General features: G+C 71.0%; 13 protein-coding genes. 7 read left to right on the top strand and 6 right to left on the bottom strand.

All coding sequences use genetic code 11. The annotated features are described in order from the left end of the window. Positions 1–46 precede the first annotated feature (46 nt). The 6 genes from VN779_RS07415 (at position 47) to VN779_RS07390 (ending at position 11,745) form a co-directional block, all read left to right on the top strand. Positions 47–7,438 carry an SDR family NAD(P)-dependent oxidoreductase gene (locus VN779_RS07415; RefSeq protein WP_325721503.1) on the top strand — a complete coding sequence of 2,464 codons (7,392 nt, stop codon included), beginning with the start codon at positions 47–49 and terminating at the stop codon, positions 7,436–7,438. Positions 7,439–7,515: 77 nt separating this feature from the next. Continuing rightward, entirely contained in the window at positions 7,516–8,361 is an 846-nt protein-coding gene (locus VN779_RS07410; RefSeq protein ID WP_349260692.1) for a 3-hydroxyacyl-CoA dehydrogenase family protein, read from the top strand. A 10-nt stretch (positions 8,362–8,371) separates the two neighbouring features. Then, on the top strand, positions 8,372–8,626 hold the full coding sequence (locus VN779_RS07405; RefSeq protein ID WP_325721496.1) for an acyl carrier protein: 255 nt from the start codon (positions 8,372–8,374) through the stop codon (positions 8,624–8,626). A gap of 4 nt (positions 8,627–8,630) precedes the next feature. Further along, the gene (locus VN779_RS07400) at positions 8,631–9,785 is read left to right on the top strand and encodes an acyl-CoA dehydrogenase family protein (protein WP_325721494.1); all 1,155 of its coding nucleotides are present in this window, start codon (positions 8,631–8,633) and stop codon (positions 9,783–9,785) included. Positions 9,786–9,853: 68 nt separating this feature from the next. After that, positions 9,854–10,918 (top strand): HAD-IIIC family phosphatase, encoded by a 1,065-nt coding sequence (locus VN779_RS07395; protein ID WP_349260690.1) that lies wholly within the window; start codon positions 9,854–9,856, stop codon positions 10,916–10,918. After that, positions 10,915–11,745, top strand: coding sequence for a thioesterase II family protein (locus VN779_RS07390; RefSeq protein ID WP_325721490.1), 831 nt, complete (start codon positions 10,915–10,917; stop codon positions 11,743–11,745). The genes VN779_RS07395 and VN779_RS07390 overlap by 4 nt, the downstream gene beginning before the upstream one ends. A 77-nt stretch (positions 11,746–11,822) precedes the next feature. Here VN779_RS07390 and VN779_RS07385 read toward each other — a convergent pair whose 3' ends face one another. The 6 genes from VN779_RS07385 to VN779_RS07360 all read right to left on the bottom strand — a co-directional run bounded on the left by VN779_RS07385 (position 11,823) and on the right by VN779_RS07360 (position 21,861). Next, a complete protein-coding gene (locus VN779_RS07385; protein ID WP_325721488.1) occupies positions 11,823–12,983 on the bottom strand; it encodes an acyl-CoA dehydrogenase family protein in 1,161 nt (386 codons plus the stop codon). Beyond that, a complete protein-coding gene (locus tag VN779_RS07380) occupies positions 12,980–16,063 on the bottom strand; it encodes a beta-ketoacyl synthase N-terminal-like domain-containing protein (protein ID WP_325721486.1) in 3,084 nt (1,027 codons plus the stop codon). The genes VN779_RS07385 and VN779_RS07380 overlap by 4 nt, the downstream gene beginning before the upstream one ends. 2 nt (positions 16,064–16,065) lie before the next feature. After that, a complete protein-coding gene (locus VN779_RS07375; RefSeq protein WP_325721482.1) occupies positions 16,066–18,609 on the bottom strand; it encodes an AfsR/SARP family transcriptional regulator in 2,544 nt (847 codons plus the stop codon). A 72-nt stretch (positions 18,610–18,681) separates the two neighbouring features. Further along, positions 18,682–19,926 carry a pyridoxal-dependent decarboxylase, exosortase A system-associated gene (locus tag VN779_RS07370; RefSeq protein WP_349260689.1) on the bottom strand — a complete coding sequence of 415 codons (1,245 nt, stop codon included), beginning with the start codon at positions 19,924–19,926 and terminating at the stop codon, positions 18,682–18,684. A gap of 41 nt (positions 19,927–19,967) precedes the next feature. After that, a complete protein-coding gene (locus tag VN779_RS07365; protein WP_325721478.1) occupies positions 19,968–21,593 on the bottom strand; it encodes an acyl-CoA ligase (AMP-forming), exosortase A system-associated in 1,626 nt (541 codons plus the stop codon). Further along, complete coding sequence (locus tag VN779_RS07360; protein ID WP_325721476.1) at positions 21,586–21,861, bottom strand: phosphopantetheine-binding protein; 276 nt, start codon at positions 21,859–21,861, stop codon at positions 21,586–21,588. The genes VN779_RS07365 and VN779_RS07360 overlap by 8 nt, the downstream gene beginning before the upstream one ends. Positions 21,862–22,153: 292 nt before the next feature. Here VN779_RS07360 and VN779_RS07355 point away from each other — a divergent pair, with 292 nt between their 5' ends. After that, positions 22,154–23,221 (top strand): helix-turn-helix transcriptional regulator, encoded by a 1,068-nt coding sequence (locus VN779_RS07355; RefSeq protein WP_325721474.1) that lies wholly within the window; start codon positions 22,154–22,156, stop codon positions 23,219–23,221. Positions 23,222–23,595: the final 374 nt, after the last annotated feature.

Genomic DNA, 23,595 nt, shown 5'->3' with positions numbered 1-23,595 from the left:
GCACTTCGGAACCGACCTGCGCCCGCATTTCACCGGTGCCGGTGTCGTGGACGCTGGGTCGAAGCAGCTGTCGGTATTCGTCGTCGAATATGCGCTGGCCCGGGCGATGGAGCGGCGCGGCGTCACTGCGCACCTGGTGCTCGGAACCGGCGTCGGCGCCTTGGTCGCTGGCGTCCTGACGGGTGAGCGAAACCTCGAAGACGCGCTGCGCTCAGCGGCCGAAAGCACAGGCGGTGCGCAGGACGGTGTGGCTACGTCTGTGGTTACATCTGTGGCTACGTCTGTGGCTGTGGCTGCGGATTGGAGCCACGAGGCTGACCGCATAGCAGCGAACGCGCAGGTGTGCATCGAACTCGGCTCTGGCGGCGACGGCGCTCGTACCCTGATAAGCGGCTCGGATGGGGCGCACGGGCCAGTCGTGTTCAACGCCCTGCCGGAAGCTGGCGAGAGCGAAGCGGCACGCCTGCTCGCGACTCTTGGTCGGCTCTGGGAACTCGGCGTCGAACTGGACTGGGACGCGGTACGCGGCTGCCGTGGCCGGATCGTCCAGCTTCCCGCGTACCCATTCCAGCGCCAGCGTTTCTGGCCCGAGCCCGCCGCAAAGTCAACGGCGCAGCGACAGGAGCAGCAGGAGTCTGGGGACAGCGCGGCTCAGCGCGTCGAGTTGCTGGAACGCCGTTGGACTGAGCCCGAGTCCGCGATGCAGGGTGCTTCGACGCTGTCTGGTCGATTCGTATTGCTCGCCGATGCGCGTGGCATCGCTGACGCGCTGGCGCAACGACTGCGCGGCGAAGGGGTCGAGGTCATCGTGGCCCGATCCGCCGAGGAACTGGACGGCGAAGCGCTGCCAGACGCGGACGGAACGCTCACGATCGTTGACCTCATGTCGGTGGAAGAGCGCGATGAACTGGGCGCCGTGCTCGCCGCATCGCGTTCGCTGGCGCGGTGGGGGAGCCTTGGCGCGCAAAGTGTTCAGGTTCTTCTCGTCACTCGCGGCGGTCACGAAGTCCTCGGCGGCGAGCGGGCGAATCCGGCTCAGGCGGCTGTCGCGGTCCTGCCCGTCGTCGCGGCCCAGGAATATCTGAGCCTTGACGTGCGCGGCATCGATTTGGATTCGGCCTGCTCCATCGCGGACGCCGCAGACGCCTTACTCAACGAGCTTCGCGCTCCTGCTGCCGACCTCTTGGTTGCCTACCGCGCGGGAACCCGATACGCATCCGGTTACGCGACGGCCTCTGCCGATGACGCCGGCGACTCGCGCGATGCGCGGGTGGTTCTGCGTGGCGAGACTTACCTGATCACCGGCGGACTCGGCGATATCGGTCTGACGCTGGCAGAGCACCTGATACGCAGGGGTGCGGGCGCCGTGGTGCTGAGTAGTCGGGGCGGCCTGCCCGACGACCCGTCAGATCCGCGCCGTGCGGCGGTGAACCGGTTGCGTGAGCTCGGCGCCCAAGTGCACGTGCCGCGCGCTGATGTCACCGACTCGGCTGCGATGCGTGCGCTGTTCGCCGAATTCCGTATCGACGGTGTGATCCATGCCGCCGCGCAGACCGCGCCGGAGTCTTTCCGTTCGCTCGCCGACCTGGACGAGCGAAGCGTCGCCTCGCACCTGCACGCGAAGGTCGGCGGCGCGAAGGTGCTGGCGCGGGTATTCGCTGAGCTGCCCGAGGTGCAGGCGCCCCGGTGGTGCCACGTGTTCTCATCCACGTCCGCGCTGCTCGGCGGTGTGACGTTCGGCGGCTATGCCGCCGCCAACGCGGCGCTCGCCGCTGTCGCGAGCCAGGCGCAGGGCGGGCAGGTCCGCTGGATCAGCGCGGCGTGGGACACCTGGACCTGCACGCTGAGCCGGATCGCTGGGGGCGCGATCGGCGCATCCCTCGTCGCGCATTCGATGAGCGACGAGGAGGCGCTGGCTGCCTTCGATCGCAGCATCGCCTGCGGCCGGGCGTCGGTCGTCATCGCGGCCGGGGGACTGGCGGATCGGCTGCCGCGGGCTCGCGTCGCCGCGCCGGCGGGGACCGCGGCGATGGAAACCGTGGCGGCGCTGGTGGCTCCCGGAATGCGATTCGCGAGGCCGGAACTGCCACAGCCATATACCCCGCCGATCACCGACACCGAGCGCGAGCTGGCGGAGGTGTGGGCCGGAGTGCTCGGCGTGGAGCCGGTCGGCACCCGCGACAACTTCTTCGACCTCGGCGGCAACTCGTTGCTGGTGCCGCAGATGCTCGGGCTGCTCAAGCAGCGGTTCGGCGTTTCGCTGCCGACTGTGACGGTGTTCGAGGCGCCGAGTGTGCGTGCGCTGGGCGCGATCATCGACGGGCAGGGTGGGGCATCCGCGCAGGTGAGCGAGGTCTCGGAAGTTTGTCCCGGTGAGCGGGACAACTCGCAGCAGTCGGAGGCGCGCGTGCCGATGGGTCGGGTGCCGGAAGATTGTCCCGCTGAGCGGGACAACTCGCTCGCGCCGGTGAATCAGGTCTCGGAGGTTTGTCCCGCTGAGCGGGACACTTTCGCGGGGACCGCACCGGATTGGCAGAGCGACCGGCGGATCGCCATCGTCGGCATGTCCGGACGTTTCCCCGGCGCCGGCGACGTCGGCGAGTTCTGGCGCAACCTGTGCGAGGGCGTCGAGTCGATCACCTTCTTCTCACCCGAGGAACTGATCGAGGCCGGCGTCGAACCCGAAACCCTTCGCGACCCCGCCTACGTGCCCGCTCGCGCGGTCCTCGACGACATCGCGGGCTTTGACGCGGGGTTCTTCGGCATCAGCCCCCGCATGGCCGCACTGACCGACCCGCAGCAGCGACTCTTCCTCGAGGTCTGCTGGGAGGCACTGGAACAGGCCGGCTACTGCCGCCCAGAGCACCGCGGCCGCGTGGGCGTGTACGGCGGCACCCACATCAGCACCTACCTTCTCGGCATCCGCGACCGCCTCGGCGACGACGTGAGCCAGTTCGAGATCGCGATGGGCAACGAGAAAGACGCCCTCGCCACCACGGTCTCGTACCTTTTCGACCTGCACGGACCGAGCGTGGCCGTGCAGACCTTCTGCTCGACCTCCCTGGTCGCAACCCACTTGGCCGTGCGTGCGCTGCGCGACGGCGACTGCGAGATGGCGCTGGCCGGAGGCGTCTCTATCCGGGTTCCCGATAAGCGCGGGCACCGCTACGAGGAAGGCGGCATGGAGTCGCCCGACGGCCACGTGCGCACGTTCGACGCCAAGGCACGCGGCGCGATGTTCGGCGACGGAGCAGCCGTCGTTCTGCTCAAACGGCTCTCCGACGCGCTGCGCGACGGCGACCACGTCTGGGGCGTCATCCGCGGCTGCGCGATGAACAACGACGGCGGGCTCAAAGTCGGCTACACCGCGCCTAGCCTCGTCGGCCAGGCCAAGGTGGTGGCCGAGGCAATGGCCGATGCCGGGGTGCGCGCCGAGCAGGTCGGCTACGTGGAAGCGCACGGCAGCGGCACCCGGCTCGGCGACCCCATCGAGGTGGCTGCGCTCACCCGGGCGTTCGGGCCGACGCCGACGAATCAGTACTGCCCGATCGGCTCGGTGAAGACCAACGTCGGCCACCTCGACCGGGCCGCCGGCGCCGCCGGCCTGATCAAGGCGACGCTGGCGGCCCGCGAGGGTCTGATTCCGCCAACCCTGCACTTCACGACGCCGAACCCGGAGATCGACTTCGCCAACAGTCCCTTCTACGTCAACAACCGGCTGCAGACCTGGGCCGCCCCCGCCGGAGAGCCACGCATCGCAGGCCTCAACTCGCTCGGCATGGGAGGCACCAACGTGCACGTCGTCGTCGAGGAACCGCCGCGCCGCCCGACCTACCGTCCGGAGGATCCCGCCACCTCGCGCCGCTTTCAAGTGCTGCCGGTGTCCGCGCGCTCCGAGGCTGCGGCCGACGACTCCTGCCAGCGCCTCGGCGACCACCTCGCGGCGCACCCGGACACGCGGCTCGCCGATGTCGCGTACACCCTCCAGGTCGGCCGCAAGACCTTCGAGCACCGACGCGCGGTGGTCGCCTCGCAGCTCGGCGGCGCTGTCAACGTGCTGACCCGAGTGGACGGCGCCGCTCCCGCCTCCCGAGTTGAAGCGACACAGGAACGTCCGGTGGCATTCCTACTCGCGGGAGTGGGGGAGCAGTACCCGGGCATGGTCGGCGAGCTCTACCGCCGCGAACCGGCGTTCCGCGCCCGACTCGACGACTGCCTCAGCCGCATCGCTTCGTCGCTGCGCGCGGAGGGAGCAGACGTTCCGGACGTAGCCGGGCTCACTGACCTGCTCGCCGGACCGCGCGGCGGCGGCGCCAGCTTGGCCGCGCTGCTCGGACGGGCAACCGAATCCGACCCGCGCGCCGAGGCGTTGCAGCGTACGGAGATCGTCCAGCCGCTCATGTTCGCGGTCGATTACGCGCTCGCGGCCACGCTGATGGACTGGGGTCTGCGGCCCGCCGCGATGCTCGGTTACAGCCTCGGCGAATACGTCGCCGCGTGTTTGGCCGGCGTGCTCTCGCTCGGCGACGCGATCGCACTCGTCGTGCACCGCGCGACGCTGATCTCGGGCGTCGAGCGCGGAGCGATGGCCGCGGTGTCGCTCAGCGCCGAGGAACTGCGCACCCGCTTCCGGATCCGGGAACGAGGGCTCGACATCGCCGCGGTCAACGGCCCGCAGACGGTGGTCGTCGCCGGTCCGTCGGCCGTGATGGACGCGCTGCTCGCCGAGCTGCGACAGGGCGAGATCGCCTGCCGCCCGCTGCAAACCACGCACGCCTTCCACTCGCGCATGCTGGCCCAGGTCGCCGCGCCGCTCACCGACTGGATCGCGGCCAACATCAGCCTCAACCCGCCGAAGCTGCCGTACCTGTCCAATGTGACGGGACATCAGGCCGACCCCGCGCTCGTACGCGACCCGGCCTACTGGGCCCGGCACATGTGCGAGACGGTGCAGTTCGCGGCGGGCGCAGACGCGCTGCTCGCCGACCCCGAGCTCGCACTCGTCGAGATCGGCCCCGGTCCCTCGCTTGGCGCGCTGCTTCGCGCGGCCGGCTGCCCACCGCAGCGCTGGCCGCTGATCACCACGACGCTCCCGGCCGGCACCGACCCGCGCCCGGCCGACGAGACTCTTGCGGATTGCCTGGCCCGGCTCTGGCTTATCGGCGCCGAGATCGACTGGACCGCCTATCACGGTAGGCGTGACGGCTCGGCCGAGGTGTACGCCGTCGCCGCTCCCGGCCGCATTCCGCTGCCCACCTATCCCTTCCAGCGGCAGAAGTACTGGATCGAGGCGGACAAGCCAGCCGTGCGCGGCGCCGCAACCTCGGCGCTCCCGGCGGAAGGCACCGGCACGCTTTCCGACGTGGGCCGCATCCCGCGGCTTCCGGAGGAGCAATGGCTCCATCTGCCAGTCTGGCGTCAGCTTCCGGCGACACCGGCCGCCGAGCGGCAATCAGGCTCCTGGCTCGTCTTCGCCCGTGAAGGCACCGCCGACCGCGTACTCGCCGAACTGCGCCGCGCCGCCGCCTGGAGCGGAGCAGACGTCACCGTCGTACGTCCCGCGACGGCCTATGCGGCGGGGCCGGCCGGTTACACCCTGCGGCCCGGCAGTACCGACGACGCGCTGAACCTGCTTCGCGATCTGCGCGCCGGCGCGGGATGGCCGGAGCGCGTCGTGCATCTGTGGACGCTTGACGAGCCGACTGCCGCGGAAACGGCAGCGATCGCCGCAGCCGGCGAAGATGACGACGGCGCCTCCGGTTACCGCGACGAGCCGGGCCACGACTACGAGGACGCGGCGACCGTCGCGCTCGGCCTGCACACCCTGGTCTCCCTCGCCCGCGCGGCAGGGGAACTGGGCATGGAGGGCTGGGCGCTGGATATCGTCACCTCGGGCGCACACGATGTGCTCGGCGGCGGCGAAGTGCGGCCGGCGGCCGCCACGCTCGTCGGCCCGGCGCTTGTCATTCCGCTTGAATACCCCACGGTCAGTACCCGCCTCATCGACGCGGAGCAGCGCACTGATCCGGCGGCGATCGTCGCCGAGCTGCGCCGGACCCGGACCGAGCGGACCATCGCGCTGCGCGGCGCTCGGCGCTGGGCCTGCGACTATCAGAGCGTCATCGCGCCCGACCTCCCAGCCGCCAATGACCCAGCCGCCAATGACACAGCCTCCAATGGCACAGCCCAGGTTCCCAGCACGTCGCTGCGTGAGGGTGGCGTCTACCTCATCACCGGCGGCCTCGGCGGCATCGGCCTCGCCATGGCCGAGCGCCTGGCCCGCTCCTGCCGCGCGAAGCTGGTCCTGTTCGGCCGCAGCGGGCTGCCGCCGCGTGCGCACTGGGAGGCCATCGCCTCCGGCGCCGAGGCGGTCGACGAGAGCAGTCGCGGCCGGGTGGCGCGCGCCCTGGAAATCGTCGCGCTCGGCGGCGAGGTCGAGATCGTGGTCGGCGACATCACCGACCCGCAGGACGCGCGCCGCGCCGTCGAGCAGGCGCAGGCCAGATTCGGCGCCCTGCACGGCGTGCTGCACGCCGCGGGCGTGCCCGGCATCGGCCTGATCCAGTTCAAGCGGCCAGAGGACGGCGAGCTGGTGCTCGCGCCCAAGGTGGCCGGCACCCGGGCACTGGCCCGCGCGCTGCGGCTGGGCGAGAGCGACGAGATCCCGCTCGACTTCCTCGCCCTGTTCTCCTCGGTGACCTCGGCCACCGGCGGCGGTCCCGGTCAGGTGGATTACTGCGCCGCCAACGCCTTCCTCGCCGCCTTCGCCGCCGCCTGGGCGACCCCCGATCGCAGGGTCCTGTCGGTGGACTGGGGCGAGTGGGTGTGGAACGGCTGGGACGAAGGGCTCGGCGGCTTCGACGACGGCCTGCGGGCCTTCTTCCGCGAGCACCGCGCGGCCTTCGGCATCTCCTTCGACGAGGGCTGGCGAACCCTGCTGCGGGCGCTCGGCAGCGGCGAGCCGCGGCTCTTCGCCTCCACTCAGGACCTGTCGGCCATGGTGCGGCTCAGCGCCGGATTCACCGTGGACGCGGCGCTCGCCCCGACCGGCGGTCACACCCTCGACCGCCATCCGCGCCCGGACCTGGTGACGCCATATCAGGAGCCGTCCGGCGACACCGAGGAGACGATCGCGGCGCTGTGGGCCGAATCGCTCAAGCTCGATCGGATCGGCGCGCTGGACAACTTCTTCGAACTCGGCGGCAACTCGCTGCTCGGAATCAACCTGTTGGCCGCCCTGCGCCGGGCGTTCACCGACGCGGAACTGCCCCCGCACATCCTGCACCAGGCGCCCACCGTCGCGGCACTCGCCGAGATCGTCGACGCGGGAACCGAGGGAACGGCCGAGCCCGCGCCCCGGGACGACGACGCGCAGGCACAGGCCGAACTGCGCCGCTCCGCCCTCAAAGCGGCGGCTGCCCGGCGCCGCAGGCGCTGATTCACAAACACACAGATGCAGCCGCAAGCCACCGCCACACAGCACAACCGAGACAGAACGGAGAGGTCATGACCGTCATCGGCGTCATCGGCGTCATCGGCGCCGGCGTCATGGGCGTCGGGGTCGCGCAGAACCTCGCCCAGTGCGGGCACGAGGTGATCCTGGTCGACACGCAGGAGTCGATCCTCGACGAGGCCCGCGCCGCCATCGCCCGCAACTGCCGGCTCAGCAGGCTGACCGGCGGACCGGCCCTCGATCCCGACGAGGTGCTGGCCCGCATCAGCACCGCGGTCGGCGTCGAGGCGGTCGCCAAGGCCGAGTTCGTCATCGAGAACGTCACCGAGAACTGGCAGATCAAGCGCGAGGTGCACGAAGCACTCGACGCCGTCTGCGACCCGGCCGCGGTGATCATCGTCAACACCTCGGCGATCCCGATCACCAAGGTCGGCTCGGTCGGCCGCCACCCCGAGCGCGTGGTCGGCGTCCACTTCATGAACCCGGTGCCGGCCAAACCGGTGGTGGAGCTGATCCCCGGCTTCCACACCACGCCGGACGTCGTCGAGCGCACGCGAGAGCTGCTCGCGGGCATCGGCAAGCGCGCGGTGGACGTCAAGGACTCCTCCGGCTTCGTCTCCAACAGGGTCCTGATGCTCACGGTCAACGAGGCCGCGTACCTGGTTCACGAGGGCGTCGCCACCGCCGAGGCCGTGGACGAGGTCTTCCGAGGCTGCTTCGGCCACCCCATGGGCCCGCTGGAGACCGCTGACCTGATCGGCGTCGACACGATCCTCTACAGCGTCGAAGTGCTCTACGAGCACTACGCCGACAGCAAGTACCGGCCGTGCCCGCTGCTCAAGCAGATGACCGACGCCGGACTGCACGGCCGGAAGACCGGCCGTGGCTTCTACAACTACGAAAGCTGAGGCGAGCACCATGGCACAGACCGTCGACGGCCGGATCCTTGAGTTCATCGAGGGCCGGTTCCCGCAGGCCGGCATCGAACCCGGGCAGGACATATTCTCGCTCGGCTACATCAACTCCCTGTTCGCGATGGAGCTGGTGATGTTCCTGGAGAAGACCTTCGCCTTCACCCTCCCGAACGACGAGCTGCGGATCGAGAACTTCCGCACCGTCGAGGCGATGACCGCGCTCGTGGACCGGTGCCGGTCCGCGGTCGCGGTCGGGTAACCCGGTGGCACCCCTCGCGACGGCGGCCCCGCCGCGGGCCGCCGTCGCGGTGGACCGGGCGGCGGCGCGGGCCTTCGTGCAGGAGCACATCGCGCCGCACGCCGATGCCTGGGACCGGCAGGGCGTGATCCCCGAGGAGACGCTGGAGCGGATCGGCGAGGCGGGCCTGTGGGCGCCGTTCCTGCCGATCGACCTCGGCGGGCGCGGCCTGGACATGGTCACCCTCGGCGAGATCCACGAGGAGGTCGGGCGCGGCTGCTCGTCCGTGCGCAGCCTGCTGACCGTGCACACCATGCTCAGCTGGGCGCTGAACCGCTGGGGCAGCCCGGATCAGCTGGAGCAATGGGCCGAGGAACTGGCCGCGGGACGCGTGCTCGGTGCCTTCTGCCTCTCCGAGCCCGGCGCGGGCAGTGACGCGGCGGGCATCGCCACCACGGCCACCCCGCACCGCGGCGGCTGGCTGCTGCGCGGCACGAAGAAATGGACCACCAACGGTCAGCGCGCCGATCTGTTCCTGGTCTTCGCGCGCACCGAGTCGAGCATCGTCGCGCTGCTCGTGCCGCGGGCGACGCCCGGCGTGCGGGTGACGCCCATCCACGACATGCTCGGCACCCGCGCCTCCATGCTCGCCGAGATCGAGTTCGACGACGTCGTGCTCGGCCCGGAGGCGCTGCTCGGACCGAGTGCCTTCGCCGCGGGCATGGTGCTCACCGGCACGCTCGACCTCGGCCGGTACAGCGTCGCGTCCGGATCGGTCGGCATCATTCAGGCGAGCCTGGACGCGAGCACCGCCTACGCGAGCGAGCGCGCGGTCGGCGGGACGCTGCTGCGCGACATGCAGCTGATCCGGGCGAAGCTGTCCGACATGGTCACGGACGTGCGCGCGGCGCGGCTGCTGTGCGCCGAGGCCGGCCGGCTCAAGGACGCCGGGGACCCGGCGACCATCATGGCGACCTGGGTGGCGAAGTACTTCGCGTCCACCGCCGCCGCCAAGCACGCCGCCGAGGCGGTGCAGATCCACGGGGCCAACGGGTGCAGTGCGCACTATCCGGTTGCCCGCTACTACCGGGACGCGAAGGTGATGGAGATCATCGAGGGCAGCACCGAGATCCAGCGCACCACCATCGCCGGCGAGGCATTCCGGGAGTGGACGCCGTGAGCCGGGTCATCGAAGCGGTCGAAGTGGGAGCAGGGGCCGTATCCGCAGTCGCCGAAGGCACCGCGCCCGTGGGCGCGGCGTCCGCTCTGCCCGCGAAGCCGGCGCAGGGCCGGATCAAATGCGTGGTCTGGGACCTGGACAACACGCTGTGGGACGGTGTCCTGCTCGAGGACGGCGAGGTCGCGGTGCGCCCCGCCGTCGTCGAGCACATCCGGCGGCTCGACGCGATGGGCGTACTGCACTCCGTCGCCAGCAAGAACGATCCGGACATCGCGCTGGAGAAGCTGCGCGCCCTCGGCCTCGAGGAGTGGTTCCTCTACCCGCGCATCGGCTGGAACGCCAAATCGGAGTCGATCAAGCAGATCGCCGCGAAACTGAACCTCGGCCTCGACGCCTTCGCCTTCGTCGACGATCAGCCCTTTGAGCTGGCCGAGGTCGGGCACGAGCTGCCGCAGGTCACCTGTGTGGACGCGGCCGAGATCGACCAGGCGTTGACCCGGGCGGAGTTCAGCCCGCGGTTCATCTCGGACGAGTCATCGCAGCGGCGCGCGATGTATCGCAGCCAGCTGACTCGCGATGACGTGGAGGCGGGGTTCGTCGGCACCGGCGAGGAATTCCTGGCCAGCCTGGAGATGACCTTCACCATCGCGCCCGCGCGGCGCGAGGACCTCCAGCGCGCCGAGGAACTGACCATCCGCACCAACCAGCTCAACTCCACCGGCCGCACCTACTCCTACGACGAACTGGACGCGCTACGCGAGTCGCCCGACCACCTGCTCCTGGTGGCGACGCTGACCGACCGGTTCGGCTCCTACGGGAAGATCGGCCTCGCGCTGGTCGAGAAGGGCGAACCGCACTGGCATCTCAACATGCTGCTGATGTCCTGCCGGGTGATGTCGCGCGGCGTGGGCTCGGTGCTGCTCGGCTACATCATGCGCCGGGCGCACCAGGCCGCGGCGGGATTGCGCGCCGACATGGTGGAGACCGGCCGCAACCGGATGATGCAGATCACTTACGCGTTCAGCGGATTCCGTGAGGTAGAGCGGGACGGCGCGCACGTGGTGCTGGCCGTGGATCCCGCCACCGCGCAGGAGCCGCCGGCGTACGTGACCCTGGTGGTGGAGGAGGAGTGACCGTCACCACCGTCACCACTGTCACTGCCGCCACCGCCACCGCCACGGCCGCAGGTTGTCCCGGTGAGCTGGACAAGTGGTTCCCGTTCCAGATCCCGGAAGGTGACGTCCGGCTGTACTGCCTGCCCCACGCGGGCGGTTCGGCCTCGACGTACCGGGCGTGGACCGGCCGGGCGGGCCGGGCGGCGATCTGCCCGGTCCAGCCCGCCGGCCGGGAGACCAGGCTGCGCGACACGCCACACCGGCTGATGGAACCGCTCGTCGCCGAGCTGGCCGACGCGATCCTTGCCCGCGAGGGCGGCGGCCGTAGCGGGGGCGGCTCCAAGGCCGGCTACGCGGTCTACGGGCACAGCCTTGGCGCACTCGTCGGCTTCGAGTTGCTGCGGGAGATCCGCCGCCGCGGCGGCCCGGATCCAGTGCACTTCATCGTCTCCGGCTGCTCGGCTCCGCAGCTGAGCAGCGCCGAGAGCGTGCGGGTCTCCGAGCTGTCCGACGCCGAGATCGTGGAACTGCTGCGCGGCCTCGGCGGAACGCCCGGCTGGATGCTGGCCGACCCGACCGTGCTGCGGATGATCCTGCCGCCGTTCCGGGCCGACTTCAGTATCAAGGAGAACTACCGCTACGCGCCGCAGCCGCCGCTCGACGTGCCGATCACGGCGCTGGCCGCCACGCACGACCCGCGCGCCGACGTCCAGTCGGTGTCCGGGTGGCGTGACCAGACCACCCGGCGCTTCGAGCAGCACCTGTTCACCGGCGGCCACTTCGCAGTGCTCGAACAGCCGAACCTGACGCACGCCTATATCAGGGCCGCGCTGGACCGGCACTGACCAATGCCTCGGCGGGTTGGGCGGCCGCTGAACAGCGCGATGCGCCGCGACCGGATCGGTCGCGGCGCATCGCGCGGTCAGGACCGCTTGGAGACCGGCACCACGTAGCGGCTGTAAACCAGGTCCCGCAGCACATCGTCGCCGCCCTCGACGATCGAGACGTACCGCATGTCACGCACCAGCTTGCCGATGATCGACTCGTGCGTGTAGCCGACGCCGCCGAACATCTCCGAGGCCGCGGCCGCGATCTGCCATCCGGCCTGGCCGCAGAACATCTTCGCGGTCAGCGCGGACTTGAGCGCGCCCTGCCGCATGAACTCCTCGGCGGCGTCCGGCCGCGCCGCGACCTCGTCGTATTCGCGGGCCGCCGCGAGGCACTGGTTCGCCATCACATCGATCTGCATCTCGAACTGGCCGAGCCGGCCGGCGAAGATCGCGTTCGAGGCGAGCGGCGCGCCCTTGACCGACTTGGTCTTGCCGTAGTCCATGCACAGGTCGCGGATGCGGCGCGCGATCCCGAGCCCGGTGGCCGCGATCAGGATCCTGCTGGCGTTCAAGCCGATCTCCAGCAGTCGCAGCCCGTGGCCATGCAGCGCATTGCCGGCGGGCACCCGGCAGCCGCGCAGCGCGACCTGATACGTCGCGGACGAGCGCAGCCCGATCACATCCCAGCGCTTCTCGACGGTCACACCCGACGTCTCACGCGGCACGAGCACCGCCAAGTACTGGTCCGGATCGTCGGCGGAGCGCGCGATGACCACGAGGAACTGGGCAAAACCGGTGTCGGTGGAAAACGCCTTGGCGCCGTCGAGCACCAGCCAGTCGCCGTCGCGGCGCACCGTCGTGCCGATGCGCGCCAGTTCACTGCCCGCCTCGTGCTCACTGCCGAGCGTCGCGGCGAATCCGTTGCCGGCCACCAGCCTCGGGAGGAACTGCTCCTTGAGCGTCTCCGAGCCGTACCACGCGACCATGCTGGTCGTGAGCACCGGAATGAACAGCGTGAAAGCCACGCCCGCGTCTCCGTAGGCGAGCGCCGCGACGATCCGCACGCTCTCTTCGAGCGAGAGGCCCAGGCCGCCGTGCTCCTTTGGCAGCCACCAGTTCATCAGGCCGGTCTCGGCGAAGCGGTCGTACAGCGGCAGCGGAGCCTCGGCGAGCGAGTCGAGCTGCGCTTCCCGGCCCAGCAGCTCGCGCCGCACGAAGCCGTTGACATCGCGGAGGTATTCGGGTTCTCTCATGGGTTCCCTCCCTGGCTGGTCTGCGCGGTCTGTGTGGTTCGCGTCGTGCGGACGAGCTGTGTCGCAGCTGCCGTCCCGGGCGTCAGGCCCGCGCACAGCAGGCGCACGGTCGGCTGCTCGATCAGCGCGGTGACCGGCAGTGCGGCGCCGAGTTCGGCGCCGACTCGTTGGGCGAGTTGCACGGCGGTCATCGAGCGGCCGCCGAGCTCGAAGAAGTTGTCGTCCACGCCGACCCGCTCCAGGCCGAGTGCCTGGGCCCAGAGCTGCGCCACCGTCTCCTCGGGACCAGGTGAGGGCTCGACGAACGCGGTCGCGAGCGAGGGCCGAGGCCGTGGACCCCCGGCTCCGACGCCGGGGCCAGAGCGGGATGAAGCCACGGATGCCGAGCCGGGTGCGGTCGACTCCGCGAGGGCTGACGTGTCGTCAGGCGAGGGCGGTCGCGTTCCACGCAGGAGCCAGGCTTCCTGCCCGCGCACGGCGCGCGGTCCCTCGTGCCGGCAGATCGAGGCAGCCAGCACCAGATCGATGTCCGCGTCATCGGCCGCGTCGATGTGTCGGCCGACGATCGTCGCGCCGCCCACGTTGATGCTTGGAGCGAGGGCTGCGAGTGCGGCGTGCTCGGGGTGCTCGGGGTCCGCGCCGGTGACGCTCACCGCCGCCGAGGTCAGGAGCACCACGTCGATGGCGGGCAGTTCCTCGCCATGCTCGGCGAATCCGGCCTCGTACTCGGCCAGCGCCCTAGCGAGCGCGACGCCGCCGCGAACGCCCCGGTCCAGTTCCGCCTCGAAGCGCTCGATCCCGGCGCCCTCCGGGGAGGCGAGGCTCAGCGCGTGCACGATCGTGCGCGGCACCACCAGCATCGTGCGCAGTAGCTCGGACAGGCTGGCGGGATCGGCGGGGGACACGGTGAGCTCGCCGCTGTCCTCCTCCCGGAAGCCCTCGCCCGGGCGCACGGTGAAGACCTCCGCGCCGGCCAGCACCAGCCGCTCGGCCAGCGCCTCGCCGCACTCCTCGTCGGCCAGCACCAGCCAGGGACCGGCCGCGCGCAGTCGCGCGTCGAGATCCGCGACCGGCGGTGTGCCGCGCTGCCACCGCGCGGCAGCAGACCGCTGATCTGGTTCGGCGGGCGCGGCGTCCAGCCAGAACCGGCGCCGCTGAAAGGGATATGTCGGCAGCTCGACGCGGCGCGCGTCACTTCCGTGGAGAGCCGGCCAATCGATCGGCGCCCCGGCCTGCCACAGCCGTGCCAGAGTCGTCAGAACCCAGACATCGGCGGGCTCGCTGCCCGGCACGGCGAGCACCGTTTCGGCCCCGGCAGCGGTTTCCGGAGCGTCTACGATGCGCACGCCGAGCCGGGTAAGCGCGCGGGTAAGCACAGCAACTGCACCGTCGCGGTCGACAGTGCCCTGATTGGTCTGCGCGTTGTCACCAGGGAGCAGCGCCGCGGAGGCTAGCGCGAGCCGCGTCCACCACGGGTCCGTGGCCGCGCCCTGCGCCGCCACTCGGACACGAGGGTCGCGCCGCCGTGCCTCGCCGTCGATCCAGCGACCCGGGTCATCCAGCGCTGCGACAGCATCCTGATAGTCGCGGCAAACCACCGCCCGGCGCAGCGCGAAACGACCTCGCGACAGGTGGAGCGTGTACGCGACGTCGGCCAGATCTTCGCCCTGCTGCCGGGACAGGTGCTCGCGCAGTCGCCTGGTCAGCGCGTCCAGCGCGGCCGAGTCCGCAGCCGAGAACGTCAGCAAGTACGGACCCTTCGATGGCTTACGCTGCGTTCGTGACGGCGGCTGCTCAAGGACCACGTGCGCATTCGTGCCGCCGACCGCGAAGGAGTTGACCCCGGCGCGGCGCGGCTCGTCCCCGGGCGGCCACGCCCGGTCCTCGGCCAGCACCACGAACCGGTCCGGGGCGGCCGCCAGCGCCGGGTTCGGCGTCGCGAAGCCGGGCGTCCCCGGCAGCACCCCCTCGCGCACGCACAAAGCCGCCCGAATCAGGGCCGTGACCCCGGATGCGCGGTCCAGATGACCTATCAGAGGCTTGATCGACCCGAGCACGCACGGCTCTGGCGGCGCGGTGTGGAACACCCGGCGCAGCGCCGCCAGCTCGATCGAATCGCCCAGCGGCGTGCCCACAGCGTGGCATTCGACGTAGCCCACGGACTGTGGTTTCACCCCGGCGACCGCGAGAGCCGCCTCGACCACGGCGGCCTGCCCCTCGACACCCGGCGCGGCGTATCCAGCGCGCTCCTGGCCGTCGTTGTTCACCGCCGATCCGAGGATTACCGCGTGAATCACGTCGCCCTCCGCGAGAGCATCGGAGAGCCGCTTGAGCGCCACCACGGCCGCGCCCGAGCCCATCACGGTCCCGTTGGCCGCGGCGTCCAGGCTGCGCACCCGGCCGTCCGGGGAGAGAATGCCGCCTTCCTCGTAGCGGTATCCGGTCGGTTGCGGCAACGGCAGGTAGGCGCCGCCGGCCAGCGTCATATCGCATTCATAGGTCAGCAGGCTTTGGCAGGCCATGTGTACCGCGACGAGCGAGGTCGAGCAGAACGTCTGCACCGTCACGCTTGGCCCGCGCAGGCCGAGCTTGTACGAGACGAGAGAGGTGAGCGAGTCGCGCTCGTTGCCGGTGGCGAAGATACGCGCCGTGGCCGGATCGCCGGCGAGCCTGGCCGCGTTGAGCACCATGTAGTCAGGGAAGCCGCAGCCCCCGAACACACCCACGCTGCCCTCCGGCTGCGTCGGCCGGTAGCCCGCGCGCTCCAGCGCCTCCCAGGCACATTCGAGGAACAGCCGATGCTGCGGTTCCATCGCCTCGGCCTCTTGCGGGCTGAAACCGAACACCGCGGCGTCGAAGAGGTCGATGTCTTCTACCGGCCCGCCGACGCGCACGTAACCCGGGTCGGCCGCGGCCTCCGGTGCTACTGCGGCGCGCGCCAACTCGTCATCGCTGATCGTGCGCAGCCCGCCCACCCCGGCGAGCAGGTTGCGCCAGAGCAGGTCGACGTCCGCGGCGCCGGGGAAACGCCCGGCCATGCCGACGATCGCGACCGCGGAGTCGTATGCGGTGTCTGTCACGGTCATCTCCCGGTCAATGCCATCGAAGAGTCGCGGCGCGGTGCCCTAGCTTCGGGAAGCCCTTGCGGCGGCTCGCCACGAAGAGGCCCTAGCGCCTGCAGAGTGCGTGCGGCGGCGTCACGCCAGCGCGATTCGCCTAGTCGCTCCAGTGCGTTCAGTGCCAGGCTCAACCGCGCGGCGGCCCGGTCATGGTGGTGCTCGTTGAGATCAAGGGCGCCGAGCGAAGCGAGCAGGACGGCCTCGCCGCGCCGATCACCGGCCGCGCGTACGGCGCGCAGGGCTTGCTCGTGGCTGGTGCGCCAGTCGTCGTATCGCAGCTGTGCGGCGGCCGGCGCGGCCGCGGCGATCGCGAGGTTCCAGCACAACTCTGCTTCGCCGCAGCGTGCGGCCTGGCCTGCCACCGCGAGCAGCGCGCCGCGCTCGCGCTCGTACCAGCCCGCCGGGTCGGCCAGCAGGGCGTCAGCCATCGACGCCGCCATCGGCCAGCGGGCCGCGTCGCCATTGCCGCCGCCCAGTGCGCCGCCATAAAGTCCGCCGCCAGGAGCGCCGCCGAGCCGCGCGCTGGCTTCGTCCAACAGGAATAGCCAAGCGCCGAGCAGTCGTCGCAACGCCGCGTCGCGCTCGTCCTCGCCCTCCTCAGTGAACTGTCGCTCCCGCGCGTAGAGCCTGGCCAGATCACGTAAGCGGTATCGCGGGCCTTGGCCGTCGCCCTCGGTCACGTCCACCAGCCGCGCGTCGACCAGGTTCTCCAGCACCTCGGCCGCGGCTCGCGCCTCCATGTCGAGCAGTGGGGCGGCGACCCAGGCCCCGAGGCTCGCCGCGGGTAGCGCGCCCATCCGGCCGAACAGCAGCTTGGCGGGGCGGGAAAGGGCCTCGCAGGAGTCGCGGAACGCGCCGCGCACGTCGAGCCCCGGTTGGGTCAGCTCGTCCAGCCGCCGATGATCGTCGGTGAGCCTGGCGGTCAGTTGCGCGAGATCCCAATGCGGGCGGGCGGCCAGCCGGGTCGCCGCGGCGCGCAGTGCCAACGGCAGCCGGTCGCACCGCTCGACCAGGTCGAGGGCTTCGCTCGGCTCAGCGGCCACGCGCTGCGGCCCGGCCATCGCCGCGAACATCCGCACGGCTTCAAGCGCGTCCGGCACCGGGATCTCGACAACCGTGGCGCCCGGCAGCGCGGCCAGGCGGGCTCTGCTCGTCGCGATCAGCCGACAGGACTGCGTGCCAGGTATCAGCGCCCGCAATTGGGTCTCGTCGGTCACGTCCTCGACCACGACGAGCAGGCGCCGATCGGCGATGACGCTGCGGTAGAGCGCGGCTCGGCCCTCGAGATTCGCCGGAACCGCCTCGCCGCGATGGCCGAGCGCGTGGAGGAACCGCTCCAGCAGATCCGCGGCGCTCGCCGGGCCATCGCCGCCGGGCGTCAGCCGGGCGTAAAGCTGGCCGTCCGGGAATTCGGCGGCCAGTGCGTGCGCGGCCTCCACGGCGAGCGCGGACTTGCCGACTCCGCCGCAGCCGGTGACTACCGCGATCTGGATCCGGTCGCCGTCGCCTTCGGCGGAGAGGCGGCGCCGTAGCGCCGCGAGCGCTCCACCGCGATCGGTGAAGTCCGGCGTGCGGGCCGGCAGCATGCGGGGTGCCGGGGGCGACCCGACGACGGCCGGTGCTTCGACAGCGCCGCCGTGCGGTTCGAGTTCACCGGAGCCGTTGAGGATGGCCAGCTCCAGCCGGTGCAGCTGCGCGCTCGGCTCCAGCCCGAGCTCCCGCACGAAGGTCCGGCGGACCTGCTGGTAGACCGCCAAGGCCTCGGCCTGCCTGCCGCAGCGGCACAGCGCCAGCATCAGCTGACCGGCCGGACGCTCGCGCAGCGGATACTCCTCGGCCAGAGCTCTGATCTCGCCGAGCACTTCGCGGTGCAGGCCGAGTCGCAACTCCGCGTCGATGCACTCCTCAAGCGCCTCGACCCGCCGATCCGCGATGCGCACCAGGCGCGCCGCCACCTCGTCGCTTTCCACCCCGGCCAGCGGCTCTCCGCGCCAGAGGGCCAGGGCCGGGCGAAACGCGGCGCGGGCCACCTCCGGCCGCCCGGCCAGGCTCGCCGCCCTTCCCCGGGTGATCAGGTCGTCGAACACATGCAGGTCCAGCTCGCCGGGCGCGACGTCGACGCTGTAGCCGGGACCACGCATACGCACGCGCTCGCCAAGCCCGGCGCGCGCCAGTGAGCGGCGCAACACCGAAACGGCGGTCTGCACCTGAGCGCGCGCCGTCGTCGGCGGGGTGACGCCCCAGACACCATGGATCAGCGTCTCCAGCGGCACCACCTGATTGGCGCTCAGCAGCAAGAGCGCCAGGACCACTTCCTGCCGGCGCGCGGTGACCGCGACCGGTTCGTCGCCGTGCACCTCCAGCGGCCCGAGGATGCGGAACGGCGGCTCGGTGCGTCCGGCCGCGCGGGAGTCCGCAGCGCCGCCGAGACCATGCGGCGGCTGCGCGGCGCGGGCGCCGTCCCGGGTGACCAAGTACAAGTCAGGCCCCTGTCGCAGGGTCTCCATTCCGGTTCGCCTCCTCAGACGAGCGCAGTTGAGATGAGCGCAGTGAGTTGAGCGCAGTGGAGATGAGCGCGGTCAGACCAGTACTTCGACCGGCGGCGGATGGCCGAGGAACGCGGTCGGGCTGGCGGTCAGGCCGTACGCTCCGGCCTGGAAGAGCGCGATCAGGTCCCCGACTTCGGCCGGCGGCAGCTCCACGCCGTCGCCCAGCAAGTCGAGCGGCGTGCACAGGCAGCCGACGACGGTGACCTTCTCCCGCTCGCTGTCCGGCTCGCCGTCCCAGTCCTCGCGCTGCGGGCCGCCGAACCTGCTCGCGACCGCGATCGGGTAGTTGCGCCGGATCACCTGGCCGAAGTTGCCGGACGCGGCCAGCTGGTGATGCATTCCGCCGTCGACCACGAGGTAGGTCTTGCCGCGGGACTGCTTGCGGTCGACGACGCGCGTCACGTACACGCCCGCCTCCCCGACCAGATAACGGCCTAGCTCGATGACGACTTGCGCCTGCGGCAGCGCGGGCCGGAGCTGCTGCTCGATCAGCTTGTGCAGGTTCTCGCCAATCGGCCCGAGGTCCAGCGGCTCGTCCTTACGCGAGTAAGGGATACCGAAGCCGCCGCCGAGGTTGAGATAGCGGATCGGACCGGGCGCGGCGTCCGCGAGCCCGAGGATCATCGCCACGGTCGCGCGCTGCGCCTCGCAGATGCTCTCGGCCCGCAGGTTCTGCGAGCCGGCGAACACGTGGAAGCCCTGGAAGTCGGTCTCCGGCGCGGCGGCGAGTACGGCGAGCAGGTCGGGGACCCGCTCGGCGTCGATGCCGAACTGCTGCGGGCCGCCGCCGAGCCGCATCCCGGAGCCGTGCATCGCGAAGTCCGGGTTGATCCGCAGCGCGACCCGCGCCCGCGTGCCCAGCCGGGCGGCCACCTCGCGCAGCCTGGCAAGTTCGTTCTCTGATTCCAGCTCGACCAGCACTCCGGCCGCGACCGCCTGCGTCAGTTCCGCGGTGGTCTTTCCCGGCCCGGCGAAGCTGATCCGGGCCGCGGGCATCGGCGTGTCCAGCGCGTGGCGCAGTTCACCGGCTGACGCGACGTCGAGGCCGTCGACCAGAGCGCTGAGATGGTGCAGCAGAGCGGGCATCGGGTTCGCCTTGACCGCGTATTTCAGGTGAACGCCATCCGGCAGCGCCGCGCGTACCGTCGCGACGCGGCTGCTTATCAGGTCTCTGTCGTAGGCGAAGAACGGAGTGCTGCCGACCCGCTGTGCCAGCAACCGCGCCGGGATGCCACCGACCGCGAGCTGCCCTTCCACCGAGTCGAACGCGTCCATCACGCGCCTATTCACCACGCGGTCAGTCGCCGCAACCCTGTTCATTGCGACACCACCCGGCGCAGCTCGACTCGGTCGAACTTCCCGTTCACCGACCTGGGCAGCTGCGGCAGCACCAGGACCCGCTGCGGCTGCATGTAGTTGGGTAGTTCCGCGGCCAGTGCCTTGCGCAGCAGCGCGGCGTCACAGGGCTCGGATACGACCAGCGCGATGTGCTGACCAAGCCGCTCGTCGCCGACGCCGAGCGCGACCGCCTCGGTCGCCAAGCCGGTCGCGTAGACGGCCTCCTCGACCTCGGCCGGACTGACCCGGTACCCGGAGGTCTTGATCATTTCGTCGGCTCGGCCGACGAAGTAGAGGAAGTCTTCCTCGTCCCGGTACACGGTGTCCCCGGACCAGACCGCGAGTTCCGGGCGCGCGGCCGCCCCCATTGTGCCGACCGCGATCGCGGCCTGCGGGAGCGGGCGGAAACGCTGGGCTGTCCGTTCCGGGTCGTTCCAATAGCCCTGCGCCACCAGCGCTCCACGGTGCACCAGTTCGCCGTGCTCGCCCGGATCGCAGGGCGTCCCGTCCGGCCGCACAACCAGGATCTCGGTGTTCGGAATCGCCTTGCCGATCGAGTCCGGTCGGCGGTCCGCCTCGGCCGGGTCGAGATAAGTCGAGCGGAACGCCTCGGTCAGCCCGTACATCAAGTAAGGCTTCGCCTGCGCAAACAGCTCCCTGAGCCGCGCGAGCGTCGCCGCGGGCATCCGGCCGCCGGTGTTGGCGAAATAACGCAACCGACCGGCTGCCTGCTGCGGCCATTCCTGGCCGGCCAGCTGAATCCACAGCGGCGGTACGCACGTCATCGCGGTGATCGCGTGCTGGCTGCACAATCGCACGAGGTCGCGCGGCAGCAGATAGTTGGCCAGGACCACATGCGCCCCGGCGATCAGCGAGATGGTCAGCTGGCTCAGCCCGGCGTCGAAGCTGAGCGGAAGCGGGGCCAGGATCGTGTCCTCGGCCGTGTGGTCGAGATAGTGCGCCACGCTCTCGGCCCCGGCGATCAGGTTGCGGTGCGAGAGCACCACACCCTTGGGGCCGCCGGTGCTGCCGGAGGTGTAGAGGATCGCGGCCAGATCCGCGTCGATGACTGATTCGCCGTCAGGTACCGGATCTGGCGCACTCTCGGCGAGAAATGCCCAGCCGATCACCTCGAAGCGCTCCGCCGCGCCCTCGGCTGCCGCCGTGTCCCGCCCCGGGCCGCCGATCAGCACCACCGTCTCCACGGAGGTGTCCTTGGGCAGCGCCGCGCGCACGGTGTCGAGCCGCTCAGCCGTCGTGATCAGCACCCGAGGACCGCAGTCCGCCGCGACGTGCGCCAGGTGCCGGGCCTTGAACAGCGGATTGACGGGCACGAAGATCCCGCCGGCCGCGGACACGGCCAACAGCGCGACCACCGTCTCGATCTGCTTCTGGGCGTAGATCGCCACGCGGTCGCCGCGCCGGACACCGAGCGCGCGCAGGCCGTTCGCCGCCCGAGCCACCCGGTCCGCCAGTTGCCCGTAGCTAACCGTCTCGGCCGCGTAAGTCACCGCCGGCCGGTCCAGATCACCGCACCCGATGAGCCGGTCGACCCGGGTCATCGGCGGCCTGCGCCCCTGGGCACGCGCGGCTGGGTCACTCACCGCCGACCCGTTCCGCGCCGACGTGCCCGGCCACGGTCGCCCACAGCGAGCCGACCGTCGCGAAGGTCTCCTCGGTCAGCAGCTCGTCAGGAAGGTCCAGTTCGTAGTTCTCCTCGAGGTCGACCAGCAGCCGCACCACGCCCATCGAGTCCAGGCCGAGCGCGGCCAGATCGTCGGTCGGCGCCAGGTCGTCGCTGCCGGCATACGGCAGGTGGGGCTTGAGAATCTCGAGGAACCGGCTGGGGATTTCGGTGTCGGTGAGGCTCACTGCTCTCCCTTTCGCTCGGGGCCGATCGCCCGGCGGGGGTCGGTTCCGCCGCCGAGTCGACTCGACCACCGCTTCCTCTCGACTCGCCATCGGCCCGCTCTCGGTGCCCGGCGGCCCGCCGCCGGGCAGTCCAGCCCGGACACACGTTCGATAGCCGACCGATAGCGTGAATACCGGGACGGCTGAGGCGATGAGTGTGACGTGATGGCCGCGTGCAGCACTGTGGGAATCGGTAACGCGCGATCAACGCGCGAATGCTCTAAGACTTCAGCGTTCTCGGGGAGGGAGCCAGATGTCGACCGATGCCCTTTCGGTCATCGATTGGACGCCCACGACCTACGGCCGCGCCGCGGCCGGCGGGAGCGTCGACGAACATCTCATCGACGTGTACCAGTACGCGGCCCGTGCGGGGTCGCTCGCGCCCAACGCGCTCGGCACGGTTGCGCGGGACCTCGGTCTGCCGCCGCGCACCGTGTTCGGCGCGGTGGCCGAACTGGTCGAACTGCGCCTGCTGCGCGCCGACGCGGGTCCCGGCGGCGTGCTGGTGCCGGTCGCACCGCAGACCGCGGCCGCGCTGCTGGTCGCCCCGGCGGAGCGGGCCATGTACCGGCGGCGCGACCTGGCCGACCGGCTGCAGGAGCGGATCGCCGCTCTCGCGGGTCCGGGCGGGCAGGCCGCGCACGGCGGCGCGGTGGACGTCTTCGAAGGCGTGGCGGAAATCCGCGGCCTGCTCAAGCTGGCCGCGGACGTCTGCCGGCGGGAACTGGTGGTGCTGCGGCCCGGCCACGAGGACGAGGAACTGCTTGACGAGCTGTTCGAGTCCTGCGCCGGCGCGCTGGACTGCGGCGTCGAGTCCCGCTTCGTCCTTCCGCACCGCTGCCGCGCCGACTTCGCGGCCCGCGCCCGAGTCAAGCGGCTGCTGGACTACGGCGCGCAGATCCGCACGGTCAGCCTGGTCCCGCAGGCCGCAGCGGTGTTCGACCGGGAGCTCGCGATCATCCTCAGCCTGCCCACCGACGGGGGCCGGCCCACCGCCCGCCGGGTGCGCGACGCGGACGTGGTCGGGTTCCTGGTGGACATGGTGGACCAACTCTGGGAAGGCGCCGCTACGTTCGCGTCCGATGAGCCGGGATACGCCAACGAGGTCGCCGACGACCTTCAGCGCGCTATCGCCAGGCTGATGGCGCAGGGTTACACCGATGAGGTGGTCGCGCGGCGGCTCGGGATGTCGGTGCGCACGTGTCGCCGCCACATCGCCGCGCTGCTGCGCAACCTCGGCTCGGTCAGCCGCTTTCAGGCGGGCGTGAAGGCGGCGCAGCACTTCACGATCCAGGATGCGCAAGGCGCATCGGCCGGATAGATCGGCGCAGCAAGCAGGTCGGGGCGCGGGACTCGTCGAAGTCCGGCGCCCCGAGCTGTCTCGCTCAGAGACGGAGGCCATCTGGTGTCTGGCATTGGCGGGGCGGGAGGGGCGGTCGTGTCCGTCTGGAGTGGCCATCCGCGGTCGCCGGTTGTCCCGTTGAACGAGACAACTGCCTGACTGTCCCGTTGAACGAGACAACCAGCAAGTGCGCTTACGACCTTGGGAGCGATTGAGGTTCGGGCGTGTTGGCCTGGCGGATCGGCTGGAGGTTGATCAGCAGGTGGGCTGCCTGGCGAGCACCAGTTCGGTGCTCGTGCGGTGTAGCGCTGCGGGCGGCCACCTGCTCACCGACCCGACGGTCATACCGTCGA

The organism is Actinocrinis sp. (genome assembly GCF_035605935.1).
Taxonomy (GTDB): domain Bacteria; phylum Actinomycetota; class Actinomycetes; order Streptomycetales; family Catenulisporaceae; genus Actinocrinis.
The sequence above is the reverse complement of the archived record's forward strand: the minus strand, read 5'-3'. Positions and strand labels throughout refer to the sequence as shown.

What these genes read in the sequence shown, in the direction of transcription:
- VN779_RS07355 (WP_325721474.1), top strand. Translation starts at nt 22,154, where the DNA reads ATGTCGACCGATGCCCTTTCGGTCATCGATTGGACGCCCACGACCTAC.
- VN779_RS07375 (WP_325721482.1), bottom strand. Translation starts at nt 18,609, where the DNA reads ATGGAGACCCTGCGACAGGGGCCTGACTTGTACTTGGTCACCCGGGAC.
- VN779_RS07385 (WP_325721488.1), bottom strand. Translation starts at nt 12,983, where the DNA reads ATGAGAGAACCCGAATACCTCCGCGATGTCAACGGCTTCGTGCGGCGC.
- VN779_RS07370 (WP_349260689.1), bottom strand. Translation starts at nt 19,926, where the DNA reads ATGGACGCGTTCGACTCGGTGGAAGGGCAGCTCGCGGTCGGTGGCATC.
- VN779_RS07405 (WP_325721496.1), top strand. Translation starts at nt 8,372, where the DNA reads ATGGCACAGACCGTCGACGGCCGGATCCTTGAGTTCATCGAGGGCCGG.